General features: G+C 71.8%; 16 protein-coding genes. 9 read left to right on the forward strand and 7 right to left on the reverse strand.

Features of this window, described 5'->3' with window-relative positions; genetic code table 11:
* The first annotated feature begins 92 nt into the window (after positions 1-92).
* Genes IPT68_RS32860 through IPT68_RS32870 form a run of 3 tightly spaced genes read left to right on the forward strand, consistent with a single transcriptional unit; the run spans position 93 to position 2,376 of the window.
* Positions 93-770, forward strand: coding sequence for an ABC transporter permease (locus IPT68_RS32860; protein ID WP_189700082.1), 678 nt, complete (start codon positions 93-95; stop codon positions 768-770).
* Positions 767-1,438 carry an ABC transporter permease gene (locus IPT68_RS32865; RefSeq protein ID WP_189700081.1) on the forward strand — a complete coding sequence of 224 codons (672 nt, stop codon included), beginning with the start codon at positions 767-769 and terminating at the stop codon, positions 1,436-1,438. Before IPT68_RS32860 ends, IPT68_RS32865 begins: the two co-directional genes overlap by 4 nt.
* Positions 1,435-2,376, forward strand: coding sequence for an ABC transporter substrate-binding protein (locus tag IPT68_RS32870; RefSeq protein WP_189700080.1), 942 nt, complete (start codon positions 1,435-1,437; stop codon positions 2,374-2,376). Before IPT68_RS32865 ends, IPT68_RS32870 begins: the two co-directional genes overlap by 4 nt.
* Positions 2,377-2,510: 134 nt before the next feature.
* On the opposite strand, the gene IPT68_RS32875 is transcribed toward IPT68_RS32870, so the two are convergent.
* The 7 genes from IPT68_RS32875 to rhaI form a co-directional block, all read right to left on the reverse strand.
* Positions 2,511-3,665 (reverse strand): ABC transporter ATP-binding protein, encoded by a 1,155-nt coding sequence (locus tag IPT68_RS32875; RefSeq protein ID WP_189700079.1) that lies wholly within the window; start codon positions 3,663-3,665, stop codon positions 2,511-2,513.
* A gap of 71 nt (positions 3,666-3,736) precedes the next feature.
* Positions 3,737-4,426 carry a LutC/YkgG family protein gene (locus IPT68_RS32880; protein WP_189700078.1) on the reverse strand — a complete coding sequence of 230 codons (690 nt, stop codon included), beginning with the start codon at positions 4,424-4,426 and terminating at the stop codon, positions 3,737-3,739.
* Positions 4,423-5,901 (reverse strand): LutB/LldF family L-lactate oxidation iron-sulfur protein, encoded by a 1,479-nt coding sequence (locus tag IPT68_RS32885; protein WP_189700077.1) that lies wholly within the window; start codon positions 5,899-5,901, stop codon positions 4,423-4,425. The genes IPT68_RS32880 and IPT68_RS32885 overlap by 4 nt, the downstream gene beginning before the upstream one ends.
* On the reverse strand, positions 5,898-6,653 hold the full coding sequence (locus IPT68_RS32890) for a (Fe-S)-binding protein (protein WP_189700076.1): 756 nt from the start codon (positions 6,651-6,653) through the stop codon (positions 5,898-5,900). Before IPT68_RS32890 ends, IPT68_RS32885 begins: the two co-directional genes overlap by 4 nt.
* A gap of 77 nt (positions 6,654-6,730) precedes the next feature.
* Positions 6,731-8,173 (reverse strand): rhamnulokinase, encoded by a 1,443-nt coding sequence (locus IPT68_RS32895; RefSeq protein WP_189700075.1) that lies wholly within the window; start codon positions 8,171-8,173, stop codon positions 6,731-6,733.
* Positions 8,170-10,209 (reverse strand): bifunctional aldolase/short-chain dehydrogenase, encoded by a 2,040-nt coding sequence (locus IPT68_RS32900; protein ID WP_189700074.1) that lies wholly within the window; start codon positions 10,207-10,209, stop codon positions 8,170-8,172. Before IPT68_RS32900 ends, IPT68_RS32895 begins: the two co-directional genes overlap by 4 nt.
* A 113-nt stretch (positions 10,210-10,322) precedes the next feature.
* Positions 10,323-11,489, reverse strand: coding sequence for an L-rhamnose isomerase (gene rhaI, locus IPT68_RS32905; RefSeq protein ID WP_189700073.1), 1,167 nt, complete (start codon positions 11,487-11,489; stop codon positions 10,323-10,325).
* A gap of 296 nt (positions 11,490-11,785) precedes the next feature.
* Between rhaI and IPT68_RS32910 the strand changes: the two genes are divergently transcribed.
* The 6 genes from IPT68_RS32910 (at position 11,786) to IPT68_RS32935 (ending at position 17,074) form a co-directional block, all read left to right on the forward strand.
* On the forward strand, positions 11,786-13,303 hold the full coding sequence (locus IPT68_RS32910; RefSeq protein WP_189700072.1) for a sugar ABC transporter ATP-binding protein: 1,518 nt from the start codon (positions 11,786-11,788) through the stop codon (positions 13,301-13,303).
* A complete protein-coding gene (locus tag IPT68_RS32915) occupies positions 13,300-14,340 on the forward strand; it encodes an ABC transporter permease (protein ID WP_189700071.1) in 1,041 nt (346 codons plus the stop codon). Before IPT68_RS32910 ends, IPT68_RS32915 begins: the two co-directional genes overlap by 4 nt.
* Complete coding sequence (locus IPT68_RS32920; RefSeq protein ID WP_189700070.1) at positions 14,333-15,307, forward strand: ABC transporter permease; 975 nt, start codon at positions 14,333-14,335, stop codon at positions 15,305-15,307. Before IPT68_RS32915 ends, IPT68_RS32920 begins: the two co-directional genes overlap by 8 nt.
* A 122-nt stretch (positions 15,308-15,429) precedes the next feature.
* A complete protein-coding gene (gene rhaS / locus IPT68_RS32925) occupies positions 15,430-16,515 on the forward strand; it encodes a rhamnose ABC transporter substrate-binding protein (protein ID WP_189700069.1) in 1,086 nt (361 codons plus the stop codon).
* 15 nt (positions 16,516-16,530) lie between these two features.
* Complete coding sequence (locus IPT68_RS32930; RefSeq protein ID WP_189700068.1) at positions 16,531-16,851, forward strand: L-rhamnose mutarotase; 321 nt, start codon at positions 16,531-16,533, stop codon at positions 16,849-16,851.
* Between the two features lie 16 nt (positions 16,852-16,867).
* Positions 16,868-17,074, forward strand: a complete 207-nt coding sequence (locus IPT68_RS32935; protein ID WP_189700185.1) for a hypothetical protein — start codon at positions 16,868-16,870, stop codon at positions 17,072-17,074.
* Positions 17,075-17,103 lie beyond the last annotated feature (29 nt).

Genomic DNA, 17,103 nt, shown 5'->3' on the forward strand with positions numbered 1-17,103 from the left:
GCAGGACCCGTATCGCGGGGTTGTACTCGGCGACACCCCGGACGGGCCACCACAACGAGCCGACCGATCGGCCCGCCCGATGCAATGGAGGCGTGACCGCGCCCCCGGACGACTGCCTCGCGCGCAACGAGTGGATCTGCGGCGACTATCTGAGCACCCGCCGCGAGATCCTGCTCGACGCCGTGGGCCAGCACCTGCGCCTGACGTCCGTCTCGGTGCTCATCGCCCTCGCGCTCGCCGTGCCGTTGGCGGTGCTGGCCCGCCGCTGGGGCTGGGCGGCCGGTCCCGTCCTCGCCGCGACGACGATCCTCTACACCATCCCGTCCCTGGCGATGTTCTCGCTGCTGCTGCCCCTGTACGGGCTGTCGGCGACGCTCGTGATCGCCGGGCTCGTGCTGTACTCGCTGACCCTGCTGGTGCGCAACATCCTCGCCGGTCTGCGCGCCGTCCCCGAGGAGACCCGGCAGGCCGCCCGCGGCATGGGCTACGGACCGGTCCGTCTCCTGCTCACCGTGGAACTGCCGCTCGCCCTGCCGGCCGCGATGGCCGGGCTGCGCCTCGCCACGGTCTCCGCGGTGTCGCTGGTGACGGTCGGCGCGATCGTCGGCTTCGGCGGGCTCGGCAACCTGATCTACGCGGGCATGAACACCTACTTCAAGGCACAGGTGCTCACGGCGTCGGTGCTCTGCGTGGTCGTCGCGGTGGCGGCCGACCTGCTCCTGCTGGGCGTCCAGCGGCTGATCACCCCCTGGACGAGGGCCCGTGCATGACCACGCTCACCGGAACCTGGGAGTGGCTCACCGACCCGGCGCACTGGTCCGGCCCCGACGGCGTCTGGCGGCGGCTGCTGCAGCACCTCGTGCTCACCGTGGTCTGCCTGGCCGTCAGCTGCCTGATCGCCCTGCCCGTCGCGGTGGTGCTCGGCCACCTGGGCAGGGGCGGTGCGCTCGCGGTCAACCTCTCCAACGTCGGCCGCGCCGTCCCCACGTTCGCGGTCCTGGTCCTGCTGCTGCTCACGCCGATCGGCGCGTGGGGCAAGGGTCCCACGGTCGTCGCCCTGGTGCTGTTCGCCGTACCTCCCCTGCTGACGAACGCCTACGTCGGCATGCGCGAGGTCGACCGCGACACGGTGCAGGCCGCCCGCGGCATGGGGATGACGGGACGCCAGGTGATGTTTCACGTGGAGCTGCCCCTTTCCTCCCCGATGATCCTGAACGGGATGCGGATCGCCGCCGTCCAGCTCGTCGCGACCGCCACCATCGCCGCCCTCGCGGGCGGGGGAGGCCTGGGGCGGATCATCACGGCCGGCTTCAACCTCGCCAGTACGCCCCAGGTGGTGGCGGGCGCCGTGCTCGTCGCCGTGTTCGCACTGATCGTCGAGGGCCTCTTCGAGGTGGCCGAACGCCTGGCGCCGCCGTGGGCCAGGGGCACGCCATGAGACGCCGTGCGCCGTCGGCCGGTGCGTCGCTGCTCCTGGTGGCCGCCTGCTCCACCGGCCCCTCCCTGGAGAGCCGGGGCGAGGTCACCGCGCCGCCCGGCGACAGCCGCCGGCTGACCGTCGGCTCCGCCGGGTTCACCGAGAGCGACCTGCTCGCCCAGATGTACGCCCTGCTGCTGGAGCAGGCCGGCCACCGGACGTCTCTCATCACCGTCGCCAACCGCGAACTGTACGAACCGGCCCTGGAGTCCGGCCAGATCGACGTCGTTCCCGAGTACGCGGCCACCTTCGCCGACTGGCTCAACGCCAGGACCAACGGCCCCGACGCCCCGCCGGTCGGCTCGCCCGACCTCGACGCCACGATGAAGGCGCTGCGCCGGCTGGCCACGCCCCGCGGCCTGACCGTCCTGCCCCCCGGCCGGGCGGTCGACCAGAACGCCTTCGCCGTGAGCGCGTCGTACGCGCGCCGGCACGGCCTCAGAACGCTGAGCGACCTCGGCAGGTCCGGGCTGAAGGTCCGGCTGGCGGCCGGCGACGAATGCGTGCAACGCCCTTACTGCGCCCCCGGCCTGCGCAGGGTCTACGGCATCGACATCACCGCCGTCGACCCCAAGGGCGTCGGCACCACCCAGGCCAAACGGGCGGTGCAGAGCGGTCAGGACCAGATGGTCCTCACCACCACGACCGACGCCACCCTCGGCGAGTTCGGCCTGGTCCTCCTCACCGACGACCGGCACCTGCAGAACGCCGACTACGTCGTCCCCGTCGTCAACCGCGCCCGCGCCGGCGCCCCCGGCGTCACCAAGGCCCTGGACCGGCTCAACACCGTCCTCACCACGGCCGACCTGGCCGCCATGAACCAGCAGGTGGACAGCTGGCGCCGCCTGGCGACGGACGTGGCCCGAACGTACCTGGAGGACAAGGGCCTGCTGAAGTGAGGCACGGGCGGGCCGCCACCGGGCCCCGGGCGTTCGCCACCGGGCCGACGCAGCCACCACCCGGCCGCCACCGGGTCCGACGTATCCGCGAGCCCGACGCATCCCGGAACAGGGCCCGGCGCATCCCGTCCCCGCTAGGCGTCCGCCACCGAGTCGAAGACGACCTGCCGGCGCGACACGCCCTGGGCGTCCGCGTCCACCGAGCGGCGCAGGGCCTCGTGGAGTTTGGCGGGCGTCAGGACGCCCAGGAAGCGGGCACCCTCCAGGACCGCGACCCAGCCCGCGTCGTGCTGCAGCATCACGCCGAAGGCCTGCTTCAAAGGGGCGCCCAGCGGGACCCAGGCGTTCATCCGGTGGGCGAGGTCCCCGACGGAGCCGCTTGTGCCGAGTTCGTCGATGCCGACCCAGCCGTGCAGGTCGCCGTGCGTGTCGAGCACGACCGCCCACCGGGCACCCTCGGACCGCAGCCGCCGCGCCGCCCGGACCGACGGCTCGTCGAGGCGGGCGATCGGCGGCTGCTCCAGGTCGCCGGGCTCGATCGCCGTCACCGACAGCCGCTTCAGCCCCCGGTCGGCGCCGACGAACTCGGCGACGTACGGCGACGCGGGGGTGCCCAGTACCGCTCCGGGCGTGTCGAACTGCTCGATCCGCCCCTGCCCGTACACGGCGATCCGGTCACCGAGCCGTACCGCCTCCTCGATGTCGTGCGTGACCATCAGCACCGTCTTGCGCACCGCGGCCTGCATGCGCAGGAACTCGTCCTGCAGCTGCTCGCGCACCACCGGGTCGACCGCCCCGAACGGCTCGTCCATCAGCAGCACCGGCGGATCGGCGGCCAGCGCCCGCGCCACCCCGACCCGCTGCCGCTGACCGCCCGACAGCTGATGCGGGTAGCGCGGCCCGTACGTCCTCGGGTCCAGCCCCACCAGGTCGAGCAACTCCGCCGCCCGCGCCCGGGCCCTGGCCCGTTTCCAGCCGACCAGCGACGGCACGGTCGCGGTGTTGTCGAGGATCGTGCGGTGCGGGAAGAGGCCGACCTGCTGGATCACGTACCCGATGCGCCGCCGCAGCCGGACCGGATCGACCGTCGCGATGTCCTCGCCGTCCACCAGGATCCGGCCCGAGGTCGGTTCGATGAGCCGGTTGACCATCATCATGGTCGTCGTCTTGCCGCAGCCCGACGGCCCCACGAGCGTGACGAGCTCGCCCTCGGACACCTCGAAGGACAGCTCGTCCACAGCGGTCGTACCGTCCGGATACCGCTTGGTGACCTGCTCGAACCGGATCATGCCCTCACGCTAAGGGCGCCGGCCGGCAGCCGCTCTCCGACCGTTCCCGGACCCCGCGGACGGCACCGCTCCTACCGGCTGCCCTCCGGTCGTGACGAGCTGACCTCGGCGCTCGCCCGAGAGTCCACCAGCACCACCTCCAGGGTGCGCGGGCCGTGCACCCCCTCGACCCGGTCGAGCTCGATGTCGCTGGTCGCCGACGGACCGGAGATCCACGTCAGCGGACGGGCCGGGTCGAGGCGTTCGAGGGCCTGCGGGACGGAGGAGACGACCTGGTCGGGAACCCGCACGACACAGATGTGGTGGTCCGGCACCAGCGTGATCCGGCGGCGGCCCTGGTCGGGGCCGCCGTCCAGCACGATGGTGCCGGTCTCGGCGATCGCCACCGCGCAGGCCGTCAGCACACTGTCGACGCGGTCGAGTTCGTGCGCCGTGCTGTCCGCCCGGTCCTGCACACGCGGCACCTCCGTCGCCGCCGGCCACCGCTCGTCCAGACCGGCCGGCACGAGCAGCGACCGCGCGCCACGGTCCGCGAGCAGCCCGGCGATCAACGACGGCAGCGCGTCCGGCGTGCAGCGGTGCACGATCGCCCGGTAGTCCGCCAGATTCTCGGCGAGCAGTTCCACCGTCTCCTCGACGCTCCGCTGCCCGTGCTCGCGCAGATAGTCCCGGGCGACCGCCTCTTCGTACGGCGTGTCGTCCCGCGGCACGTCCGCGAGGGCGCGCCGCACCCGGCCCAGGATCCGTTCCCTGCTGCTCACTTCGCGCCGTCCTTTCCTCCGTGCGTGCGCTGCCACCAGTCCCGGAAGGGTTCGGCGGGCACCGGCGGCAGATCCCGGCTGCCGCTCCACGCCCTGCCGGGACCCGGCAGTGTGCGCGGGTGGAAGCGCCGGGTGCGCGAGGCGAGCCGCTGCCCGGTGCGCAGCGCGCCGGGGTGGGCGAACGCCCAGCGGGCCGCCCGCATCGCCGCCCGCTCGGCCGCGTGCCCCTTCGCCGGCTTCAGCACCACCTTGTTGCCGGCCCGCGTCACCGGGCCGCCCTCGACGACCCGCTCCCGCAGATGCACCAGCACCTCGGGGATGTCGATGGCCACCGGGCACACCTCGTAGCAGGCCCCGCACAGCGAGGACGCGTACGGCAGCGAGGCGTCGATCTCGCTCGCCGTGCCCCTCAGCTGAGGGCTGAGGATCGCGCCGATCGGCCCCGGGTACACCGAGCCGTACGCGTGCCCGCCCGCCCGCTCGTACACCGGGCACACGTTGAGACAGGCCGAGCAGCGGATACAGCGCAGGGCCTGCCGGCCGACCTCGTCGGCGAGCGTGTCGGTGCGGCCGTTGTCGAGCAGCACCAGGTGGAAGGTGCGCGGGCCGTCCCCGTCCGTGGTGCCGGTCCACGTGCTCGTGTACGGGTTCATGCGCTCGGCCGTCGAGGAGCGGGGGAGGGTCTGCAGGAACACCTCCAGGTCCCGCCACGTCGGCACGATCTTCTCGATGCCGACGACCGAGATCAGCGTCTCGGGGAGGGTCAGGCACATGCGCCCGTTGCCCTCGGACTCCACGACCACCAGCGTGCCCGTCTCGGCGACCATGAAGTTGGCGCCGGAGACACCGACCTTCGCGCGCAGGAACTTCTCCCGCAGGTGCAGCCGGGCGGCCTCGGCCAGTTCGGCGGGCGTGTCCGTGAGGCCGTCGGGGGCCGGGCGGCCCCACTCGCGCATCTCGCGGGCGAAGATGTCGCGGATCTCACCGCGGTTGCGGTGGATCGCGGGGACCAGGATGTGCGAGGGCCGGTCCTTGCCCAACTGCACGATCAGCTCGGCGAGATCCGTCTCGTACGCCCGGATCCCCTCCGCCTCCAACGCCTCGTTGAGCCCGATCTCCTGCGTGGCCATCGACTTGACCTTGACGACCTCCGACTCGCCGGTCGCCTTGACCAGGTCGGTGACGATCCGGTTGGCCTCGTCGGCGTCGACGGCCCAGTGGACGGTGCCGCCAGCGGCCGTCACCGCCTCCTCCACCTGCTCCAGGTAGCGGTCGAGATGACGCAGCGTGTGGTCCTTGATCCGCCGCCCCGCCTCCCGCAGCTGCGCCCAGTCCGCGACCTCGGCGACCGCCTTCTCCCGCTTGGCGCGGATGGTGTGCGTGGCGTGCCGCAGGTTGCCCCGCAGGGTCTGGTCGCGCACCGCCTCGTGCGCGGCGGCCGGGAAGGCCGGCATTCCGACGAACGTTCCGCTCACAGCGTCGGCTCCTCCTCCGTGACGGCCAGGATCTCCGCGATGTGCACCGGCCGCATTCCCGTGCGCAGCCGGGCCATGGTGCCGCCGATGTGCATCAGACAGGAGTTGTCCGCCGCGCACAGCACCTCCGCGCCGGTCGACTCGGCGTTGCGCACCTTGTCGGCCCCCATCGCCGCGGAGACGTCCGCGTTCTTCAGCGCGAACGTGCCCCCGAACCCGCAGCACTCGTCCGCACCCGGCAACTCGACCAGCTCCAGCCCCTTCACCGCCTGCAGCAGCCTGCGCGGACGGTCACCGAGGCCCAGCCCGCGCAGCCCGTGGCAGGTGGGGTGGTAGGTCACCCGGTGCGGGTAGTACGCGCCCACGTCCGTCACCCCCAGCACGTCGACCAGGAACTCGGTGAGTTCGTACGTCTTCGGCACCACCGGCGCCAGCGCGGTGGCCAGCGTGCTGCCGCGCCCTTCGGCCCGCGCCCGCGCGGCCATCCGCGGATACAGCTCCCGCACCATCGCCCCGCACGACCCGGACGGCGTGACGATGGCCTCGTACTCCCCGAAGACATCCGAGAAGTGCCGGGCCAGCGGCTCCGCCTCACGCCGGTAGCCGGTGTTGTAGTGAGCCTGCCCGCAGCAGGTCTGGGCCATCGGGAAGTCGACCTCGACGCCCAGCCTGGTCAGCAGTTTCACCACGGCGCGCCCGGTGTCCGGATAGAGCGTGTCGTTGACGCAGGTCAGGAACAGGGCGACACGCATCGCGGCTCCTTGGGGTTGATCATCCGATGAGTGCAGGGTAGTGCGGTGCTGCCGACCGGGACAGGCCCCGCTCACGCTCAGGCGAGGCGGGCCTGGGCCGCCCGCCAGGGGCCCGTGTCACCGCGCGGTGCGTAGCGGGTGAGGGGCTGGGTGCCGGCGAGCAGCCGTCGCATGTCCGCCCGGTCGCCGACGAGTCCGTGGGCCCTGGCCTGCACCAGCACGTTCCCGAAGGCCGCGGCCTCCGCCGGGCCGGCGACCACCGGCAGCCCGCAGGCGTCGGCGGTCAGCTGGCACAGCAGCGCGTTGCGGACCCCGCCGCCCACGACGTGGACGACGTCCACGGCGTGCCCGGCCAGCCGCTGGGCGTCCTCGACGGCCCGCCGGTGGGCGAGGGCGAGGGAGTCGAGGATGCAGCGGGTGACCTCGGCCGGCGACTGGGGCACCGGCTGCCCCGAGGCACGGCACGCCTCGGCGATCCGCTCCGGCATCCGGCCCGGCGCCAGGAACAACGGGTCGCCCGCGTCCACCACCGACCGCAGCGCCGGAACCTCGGCCGCCGCCCGCAGCAGCTCCCCGAGGTCCGGCTCCCGCCAGGCCCGTACGCACTCCTGGAGCAGCCACAGCCCCATGATGTTGCGCAAGTAGCGGACCGTGCCGTCCAGCCCCAGCTCGTTGGTGAAGTTGGCGGCCCGGCTCTCCTCCGTCAGCACCGGCGCGTCCAGTTCCAGCCCGGCCAGCGACCAGGTGCCGGTGCAGATGTACGCGAAGCGCTCCCCGGACGCCGGCACGGCCGCCACCGCGGACGCCGTGTCGTGCGAGGCGACGGCCGTGACCGGAACGGGACCGTCCAGCCCCGTCTCCCGCAGCACCTCGGGGCACAGCGTGCCCGCCGGGTCGCCCGGCCGGCGCAGCGGCGCGAACAGGCTCAGGTCCACGCCGAGCCGCGCCGCCACGTCGTGGGACCAGTCCCGCGTCCGGGGATCGACCAGCTGGGTCGTCGAGGCGTTGGTGAGCTCGGTGCCCTGCTCCCCGGTGAGCCAGTACGACAGCAGGTCGGGGATCAGCAGCAGACGCTCGGCGTGCGCGAGCTGACCGGCGGAACGGGCGGCGACCAGCTGGTACAGCGTGTTGAAGGGGGCGTACTGCAATCCGGTCGCCGCGTACAGCTCGGCGGCGGGCACGCTCGCCCACACCGCCTCGGCGACGCCCTCGGTGCGGCCGTCCCGGTAGTGCACCGGGTTGGCGAGCAGCGCCCCGTCGGCGTCCAGCAGCCCGTAGTCCACGGCCCAGCTGTCGATGCCGACGGAGTCGACCCGGCCCGCCGCCCGCAGCCCGTCGAGGACTCCGGCGTACAGCCCGAGCACGTCCCAGCGCAGGCCCTCCGGCACCCGCACCGGCCGGTTGGGGAAGCGGTGCGCCTCGGTCAGCTCCAGCTCGTGCCGCCCGACGCGGCCGACCATGACCCGCCCGCTGGACGCGCCGAGGTCGACCGCGGCGTACGACGTCACGGCGCCGCTCATCGCAGGAACGCGGCGGCCACGCCGGCGTCGACCGGGACGTGCAGGCCGGTGGTGTGCGTCAGTTCCCCGCCGGTCAGCGCGAACACGGCATTGGCCACGTGCTCCGGCAGCACCTCGCGCTTGAGGATCGTCCGCTGGGCGTAGAACTCCCCGAGCTTCTCCTCCGGCACCCCGTACACGGCCGCCCGCTGGGCGCCCCAGCCGCCCGCGAAGATCCCCGATCCGCGCACCACCCCGTCCGGGTTGACCCCGTTGACCCGGATGCCGTGCTCGCCCAGCTCGGCCGCCAGCAGCCGCACCTGGTGAGCCTGGTCGGCCTTGGTGGCGGAGTAGGCGACGTTGTTCGGCCCGGCGAAGACGGCGTTCTTGGACGCGATGTAGACGATGTCACCGCCCAGCCCCTGGGCGATCATCACCCGCGCCGCCTCCCGCGACACGAGGAAGGACCCGCGCGCCATGATGTCGTGCTGGAGGTCCCAGTCCCGGGCGGACGTGTCCAGCAGCGGCTTGGAGATGGAGATCCCGGCGTTGTTGACCACCAGGTCCACGCCGCCGAAGGCGAGCGCCGCGGCCTTGAACGCCTCGGCGATCTGCTCCTCGGAGGTGACGTCGACCGTGACGGCGACGGCCTTGTCGGGACCGCCCAGCTCCTCGGCGACCTTGCCGGCGTTCTCCGCGTCCAGGTCCGCCACCACGACGCAGGCGCCCTCGGCCACCAGCCGCTGCGCGATCGCCCTGCCGATCCCGCTGCCCGCGCCGGTCACCAGCGCCACCCGCGTGGCGAGCGCCCTGGGCTTCGGCATCCGCCGCAGCTTGGCCTCCTCCAGCGCCCAGTACTCGATGCGGAACTTCTCCGACTCCTCGATCGGCGCGTACGTCGACACGGCCTCGGCGCCACGCATCACGTTGATGGCGTTGACGTAGAACTCGCCGGCGACGCGGGCCGTCTGCTTGTCCTTGCCGAAGCTGAACATGCCCACGCCCGGCACCAGCACAATGGCGGGGTCGGCGCCGCGCATCGCGGGGGAGTCGGGCAGGGCGTGCCGCTCGTAGTAGGCGGCGTACTCCTCGCGGTACGCCGCGTGCAGCTCCTTCAGCCTCGCGATCACCTCGGCCGGCGGGGCCGTCGGCGGCAGGTCGAGGACCAGCGGCCGGACCTTGGTGCGCAGGAAGTGGTCGGGGCAGGAGGTGCCGAGCGCGGCGAGCCGGGGGTGCTCGGCACGGGCGAGGAAGTCGAGCACGACGTCGGTGTCGGTGAAGTGCCCCACCTGCGGCCTGTCCTGGGAGGCGACGGCACGGACGTACGGCGCCAGCGCCGCCGCCCGCTCCCGCCGCTCCGCCTCGGGCAGCGCCTCGTAGCCCTCGACGACCGCACCGAAGGGCTCCGGCCGGCCTCGCTCGGCGAGGAACCTCTCCGCGGTGCGGATGATGTGCAGCGAGTTGCGCTCGCACTCCTCGGCGGTGTCGCCCCAGGCGGTGATGCCGTGGCCGCCCAGGATCACGCCGACGGCCTGCGGGTTGGCCGCCTTGACGGCGGCGATGTCCAGGCCGAGCTGGAAACCGGGCCGCCGCCACGGCACCCACACGACGTTGTCCCCGAAGCACTCGGCGGTCAGTTTCTCCCCGTCCGCCGCGCAGGCCAGGGCGATGCCCGAGTCCGGGTGCAGATGGTCCACGTGGGCGGCGTCGACGAGCCCGTGCATGGCGGTGTCGATGGACGGCGCCGCCCCGCCCTTGCCGTGCAGGCAGTAGTCGAACGCGGCGACCATCTCGTCCTCGCGTTCGACGCCGGGGTACACGTCCTTGAGCGCCCGCAGCCGGTCCAGCCGCAGCACGGCGAGTCCCGCTTCGGTGAGCGTCCCGAGGTCCCCTCCGGACCCCTTGACCCACATCAGCTCGACGTCCCCACCGGTGACGGGATCGACGTCGCTGCCCTTCGCGGACGCGTTGCCGCCGGCGTAGTTGGTGTTACGGGGGTCGGAGCCGAGCCGATGAGAACGAGCGAGGAGAGCGGCGGCTTCGGGATGGGCTGACATGGATGTCCGATCCTTTCAAAAGACGAAAGAGGGGTGCTTCTTCAGGGGCGCGGGAACTGCGCGACCAGCCACACGGGTCCGCGCCCCGCAGAGGACAGAAACCCGGCAGACGCCTACGCGCCCCACCCGGCCTGCTGCCCACCGACTCGCTCAGCGGCGATCTTCTCGGCCCACCCCGACCGCGCGTAGGCGGCAAGGGGCTCGGGGTCCAGCCCCATGTCCTCCCGCACCTCGCGCAGCAACGGCCGCACATCCGTGTTGTACGCGTCCATCAGCACGGCGTTGGCCCCCAGCACGTCCCCGCTCCGCTGAGCCTCGGCCAACGCCTCCCGATCAACGAGCAGCGCCTTCGCCGTGGCCTCCTGGACGTTCATCACGGACCGGATGATCGCCGGGATCTTCGCCTCGATGTTGTGGCACTGGTCGAGCATGAACGCGACGTCGGACTCCACGCCGAACCCGCCCCCGCGCACCACCTCGTACATGATCCGGAACAGCTGGAACGGATCCGCCGCCCCCACCATGAGGTCGTCGTCGGCGTAGAACCGCGAGTTGAAGTCGAAGCCGCCGAGCTTGCCCTCCCGCAGCAGCGTGGCCACGATGAACTCGATGTTGGTCCCCGGCGCGTGGTGCCCCGTGTCGACGACGACCCGCGCCTTCGGCCCGAGCTTCAGGCAGTGCGCGTACGCCGTCCCCCAGTCCGGCACGTCCGTCGTGTAGAAGGCCGGCTCGAAGAACTTGTACTCCAGCAGCATCCGCTGCCCGTCCCCGAGCCGCTCGTACACCTCGGCCAGCCCCTCCGCCAGCCGGTCCTGCCGCGCGCGCACGTCGTCCTGCCCGGGATAGTTCGTCCCGTCCGCGAACCACAGCTTCAGATCCCGCGACCCGGTCGCGTCCATGATGTCGACGCACTCCAGCAGATGGTCGACCGCCTTGCGCCGCACCGCCGCGTCCGGATGGCAGATGCTGCCGAGCTTGTAGTCGTCGTCCTGGAAGGTGTTGGAGTTGATCGCGCCCAGCTTCAGCCCGCGCTCCTCGGCGTGCTCGGCCAGCGCGGCGTAGTCGTCGACCTTGTCCCACGGGATGTGCAGGGCGACCGTCGGGGCCGCGCCGGTGAACTCGTGCACCTTCGCCGCGTCGTCCAGCTTCTCGCGCGGGTCGCGGGGCACGCCCTGCTGGGCGAAGACCTTGAACCGGGTGCCCGAGTTTCCGTACGCCCACGACGGCGTCTCTACTGCCTGGGTCTTGAGCGCGGCCTTCACCGCGGCGGGATCGGTCACTGGGGGCTCCTCGGGCAGGGATCGGAAGAACGCTGTCGGCAACGACCGCGTGAACAACTGCTGCGTGAAACGATTCAGAACGGCAAGCTATGAGTCGTCGCCAGGGGTGTCAAGCGCTCTCGCCGTGCCCGCTCTGTGTGACCCCGCCGTGACCTTCCCCTACCGATAACTTTTCGACGCGGACCCATTGACGTGACAACGCTGACCCGCCTAACGTCCCGGCAATCCAGTTGAAACCTTTCACGACGCAGTGCGGGCCGCCTCACCGCCCTTGCCGCGTCGTCGAGGAGCCCCTCATGACCCACCCGTCCGACACGGGGCCGGCCCCGGTAGTGGCGCTCAAGGGCATCTCCAAGTCCTTCGGCGCGGTACGCGCCCTGCGGGACGTGTCCCTGGAGCTGTTCCCGGGAGAGGTGCACGCTCTCGCCGGCGAGAACGGCGCGGGCAAGTCGACCCTCATCAAGACGCTCGCCGGAGTGCACCGGCCGGACACCGGCCAGGTGCTGCTCGACGGTGAGCCCGTCGTCTTCCACGGTCCCGGCGACGCCCGTGACGCCGGCATCGCCGTGATCTACCAGGAGCCCACGCTCTTCCCCGACCTGTCGATCGCCGAGAACATCTTCATGGGCCGGCAGCCCCGGCGCGCCCTCGGCCGCATCGACCACAAGGCGGTCCACGCCGCGACGCTGGCGCTGATGCGGCGCCTGGGCGTCGAGCTCGACCCCGACCGCCCGGCCCGCGGCCTGTCCATCGCCGACCAGCAGATCGTCGAGATCGCCAAGGCCCTCTCCTTCGACGCCCGGGTCCTGATCATGGACGAGCCCACGGCCGCGCTCACCGGCAGCGAGGTGGCCCGCCTCTTCGGTGTCGTGCGCGCGCTCCAGGAGCAGGGCGCCGCCGTCCTGTTCATCTCGCACCGCCTGGAGGAGATCTTCCAGATCTGCCGCCGGGTCACGACCCTGCGCGACGGCGCCTGGATCGCCTCCGAACTCCTCGACGGCATGACCGAGGACGACCTGGTCCGCCGGATGGTCGGCCGCGACCTCGACGCGTTGTACCCGAAGCAGGACGTCCGTCCCGGCGAGGTCGCCCTGAGCGTGCGCCGGCTGACCCGCGAGGGCGTCTTCACCGACATCTCCTTCGAGGTGCGGAGCGGCGAGATCGTCGGCCTCGCGGGCCTCGTCGGCGCCGGGCGCACGGAGGTGGCGCGGGCCGTCTTCGGCGTCGACCGGTGGGACGCCGGCGAGGTCGAGCTGGACGGGCGGAAACTGATCAACGGCGCCCCCTCCACCGCCATGGCCGCCGGGCTCGCCCTGGTTCCCGAGGACCGGCGCGCCCAGGGCCTGGTGATGGACATGTCCATCGAGCGCAACATCGGCCTGACCGGACTGCGTACGACCGTCCGGGCCGGGCTGATGGACCGCGGCGCCGAACGCAGCCGCTCCCTCGACTGGGCCGTCAGACTCCAGGTCAAGTACGCCCGGATCGCCGACGCCGTCTCCACCCTGTCCGGCGGCAACCAGCAGAAGGTCGTCCTCGCCAAGTGGCTCGCGACGCGGCCGAAGGTGCTCATCGTCGACGAGCCGACCCGCGGCATCGACGTCGGCACCAAGGCGGAGGTGCACCGGCTGTTGTCCCAGCTCGCCGCCGACGGCGTGGCCGTACTGATGATCTCCTCCGACCTGCCCGAGATCCTCGGCATGGCCGACCGCGTGCTGGTGATGCACGAGGGCCGGCTCACCGCCGAGATCCCCCGCTCCGACGCCACCGAGGAAACCGTGATGGCCGCAGCCACCGGGAGGGCCGCCGCATGACGGTGACCACCCCGCAGCCGACCCCCGTCGCCGAGGTGCCCAAGTCCAGCGGCACCCGCCTGGTGGACCGGGTCTTCAAGATGCGCGAACTCGCCATCCTCGTCGTGTTCCTGGTGATGATCGCCGTCACCCGGGCCGGCAACAGCGAGTTCCTGTCCGAACAGGGCGTCAAGGACCTGCTGCTGAACGCGACGATCCTGGTCCTGGTCGCCACCGGCCAGTCCCTCGTCGTCATCACCCGCAACGTCGACCTGTCCGTCGGCTCCACCCTCGGCATCAGCGCGTTCGCCGCCGGCACCTACCTCCAGGGCGGCGGCGACTCCGTGGTGGCCGTGCTGCTGGCCGTGCTGATGGGCGTCGGCTTCGGCCTGCTCAACGGGCTGCTGGTCAGCCTCGGCCAGGTGCCCGCGCTGGTCGTCACCCTGGGCACGCTGTACATCATCCGGGGCATCGACTCCATCTGGGTCGGCTCCCGCCAGATCACCGCCGCCGACCTGCCCGGCGGATTCGTCGACTTCGGCTCCGGCGGCATCTCTGCGGTGCCCTACCTCGCGCTGATCGCCCTCGCGGTCCTGGTGGCCACGGCGTACTACCTCAAGCACTTCCGCAGTGGCCGTGAGCTGTACGCCCTCGGCTCCAACCCCGAGGCCGCCCGGCTCGCCGGCATCCAGGTCAGGAAGCGGATCCTGACGGCGTACACCTTCTGCGGGGCGCTCGCCGGACTCGCCGGCGCGATGTACCTGGCCCGGTTCGGCAACGTCGACTCCGGCACCGGCAACGGCTACGAACTCACCGTCGTCAGCGCCGTCGTCGTCGGCGGCGTGGTCTTCACCGGCGGCTCCGGCAGCGTCTACGGCGCCGCGCTCGGCGCGCTGCTGCTGACCTCCATCAACAGCGTGCTGCCCGCCCTGGGCGTCAGCTCGGTGTGGGTGCTTGCGATCAACGGCATCCTGCTCATCCTCGCCATCGCCGTGGACCGTGTGGTCGCCCTGCGCGTGGCGTCCGCCCTGAAGAAGAGGAACGCACGCCATGCCTGAGTCCTTGACGCGCGCCGTCCGCTGGGACACGGTCGTCGGCGCCCTGCTGATCGTCGTGCTGCTGCTGTCGTTCGGCTTCGTCGACGGCTTCGGCAACGCGCTGAACCTGTCGTTCCTCATCGGCAACACGCTGCCCATCGCGCTGATCGCGCTGCCGATGACCCTGCTCGTCGTCTCCGGCGAGATCGACCTGTCCGTCGCCTCCACCGCCGGGCTGTCCGGCGCGGTGATGGGCGCCCTGTGGAACCAGGGCATGACCATCGAGACGATCATCCCGCTGTGCCTGCTGCTCGGCGTGGTGTGCGGGCTGATCAACGGCCTGCTCGTCACCCGCCTGGGGCTGCCGTCGCTCGCCGTCACCATCGGCACCCTCGCCGCGTACCGGGGCATCGCGCAGATCGTGCTCGGCTCCGACGCGGTGACCGACTTCCCCTCCGCGTACCTGGACTTCGCGGCCGGCCGGATCGGCGACACGTTCGTCCCCCACGCCCTGCTGCCCTTCCTCGTGCTGCTGGCGATCGCGGTGGTCGCGCTGCACGCCACGCCGTTCGGGCGGTCGCTGTTCGCGATCGGCGCGAGCGAGGAGGCCGCGCGGTTCGCCGGGATCCGGGTCAAGCGGCAGAAGCTGATCCTTTTCACGGTGACCGGCCTGATGGCATCGCTCACGGGCGTGTTCTGGGCGCTGCACTACGCCAGTGCGCGGTACGACAACGCCACGGGGCTGGAGCTGTCCGTGGTGGCCGCCGTGCTGCTCGGCGGTATCGACTTCGACGGCGGCAAGGGCACGCTCGGCGGCGCGATCGCGGGTGTGTTCCTGCTGGGCGCGCTGCAGAACGTCATGAGCCTCCAGGACGTCTCCGCCCAGTCGCAGATCGTCGTGACCGGTGTGCTGCTCGTCCTGTCCGTGCTCGGGCCGCGTGTCGCGCGGCAGATCTCCCTCGCGAGGGCCGCTCGCTCCGCCGGCTAGGCGGTACCGAAACCGCGGGCCGCCCCGGGCCGGTCGCGCCCACGCGGCGGAGCCGCACCGCAAGCACAGCCCACGCGCCCCTCACGGGGCGCCCCACTCATCCTCGTCGCAAAGGACCCGTCATGCGCAAGCCGCCGTTCCTCCGCCGTACCAGCGTGGCCCTCGCCGCCGTCACCTCGCTCGCCCTCGCCCTCACCGCCTGCGGCGGCACGACCAAGGAGGACGTCGCCGACGAGGGCGGTTCCGCCGCCGCGGCCGGCGAGGCGAACCCGAACGCCGAACTGAAGAAGGGCCTCACCGTCGGCTTCCTGCCCAAGCAGGTCAACAACCCCTACTTCACCACCGCGGACAAGGGCGGCGAGGCGGCCCTGAAGGAGCTCGGCTCCACCTACAAGGAGGTCGGCCCGTCCAGCGCGACCGACACCTCCGGCCAGGTCTCCTACGTCAACACGCTCACCCAGCAGCAGGTCGACGCCATGGCCGTGTCCGCGCAGGACCCGGGCGCCCTGTGCACGGCCCTCAAGCAGGCCATGAGCAACGACATCAAGGTCGTGACCTACGACTCCGACACCAAGCCCGAGTGCCGCAACGCCTTCGTGTCGCAGGCGTCCGCCGAGGACCTCGGCCGCACCGAGGTGCAGCTGCTCGCCGAGCAGATCGGCTACAAGGGCGAGATCGCGATCCTGTCCGCCGCGCAGACCGCGACGAACCAGAACACCTGGATCGAGTTCATGAAGGACGAGCTCAAGGACCCCAAGTACAAGGACATGAAGCTCGTCAAGATCGCCTACGGCAACGACGACGCGCAGGCGTCCTTCCAGCAGACCCAGGGACTGCTCCAGGAGTACCCGAACCTGAAGGGGATCATCTCCCCGACCACCGTGGGCATCAAGGCCGCCGCCCAGTACCTGTCCGGCTCGAAGTACAAGGGCAAGGTCGAGCTGACCGGCCTCGGCACCCCCAACGACATGCGCAAGTACGTCAAGAACGGCACCGTCGAGGCATTCGAGCTGTGGGACCCGGCGAAGCTCGGCGAGCTCGCCGCCCGCACCGCCGTCGCGCTCGCGTCGGGCCAGATCACCGGCAAGGAGGGCGAGACGTTCACGGCCGGTGACATGGGCGAGTACACGATCGGCAAGGACGGCGTCATCAGCCTCGGCAAGCCGACCGTGTTCGACGCCGACAACATCGACCAGTTCAACTTCTGATCACCGGGGGCGTCGATGCAGCGTGTGTGCTTTCTGCTGAAGGTCCGGGCGGAACGTCTCGACGAGTACCGCGAGCGGCACGCCGCCGTGTGGCCCGAGATGCTCGAGGCGCTCTCGGCCACCGGGTGGCACAACTACTCGCTCTTCCTGCGCGAGGACGGCCTGCTGGTCGGCTACCTGGAGACCGAGGACTTCGCCGCCGCCCGGGCAGGCATGGAGGCCACCGATGTCAACGCCCGTTGGCAGGCGGAGATGGCGCCGTTCTTCGAGTCGCTGGACGGCGCCCGACCCGACGAGTCGATGACACCCCTCACCGAAGTCTTCCACCTCGCCTGACCGGAGCCCGCCCGTCATGAGAAGACGTTCCCTGCACGCGTCGGCCCTGCTTGAGCGCCGTCGCCGGCCCCGCCCTCGCCTCCGGCAGCGCCCGGGCGGCGAGGGCGCGATCGACGAGACGCGCCTCGCGCAGGACGGCGTGCTGTCCTTCGTGTACCAGCAGAAGTCCGAGGGCACGACGCCCTCGGCGCTGCATGTCGTCGACGTCCGGCTGCCCGCATGACCACTGCTGTCCCTGGGCGGCGTGCGGGT

It is taken from the genome of Streptomyces chromofuscus, assembly GCF_015160875.1.
Lineage (GTDB): Bacteria > Actinomycetota > Actinomycetes > Streptomycetales > Streptomycetaceae > Streptomyces > Streptomyces chromofuscus.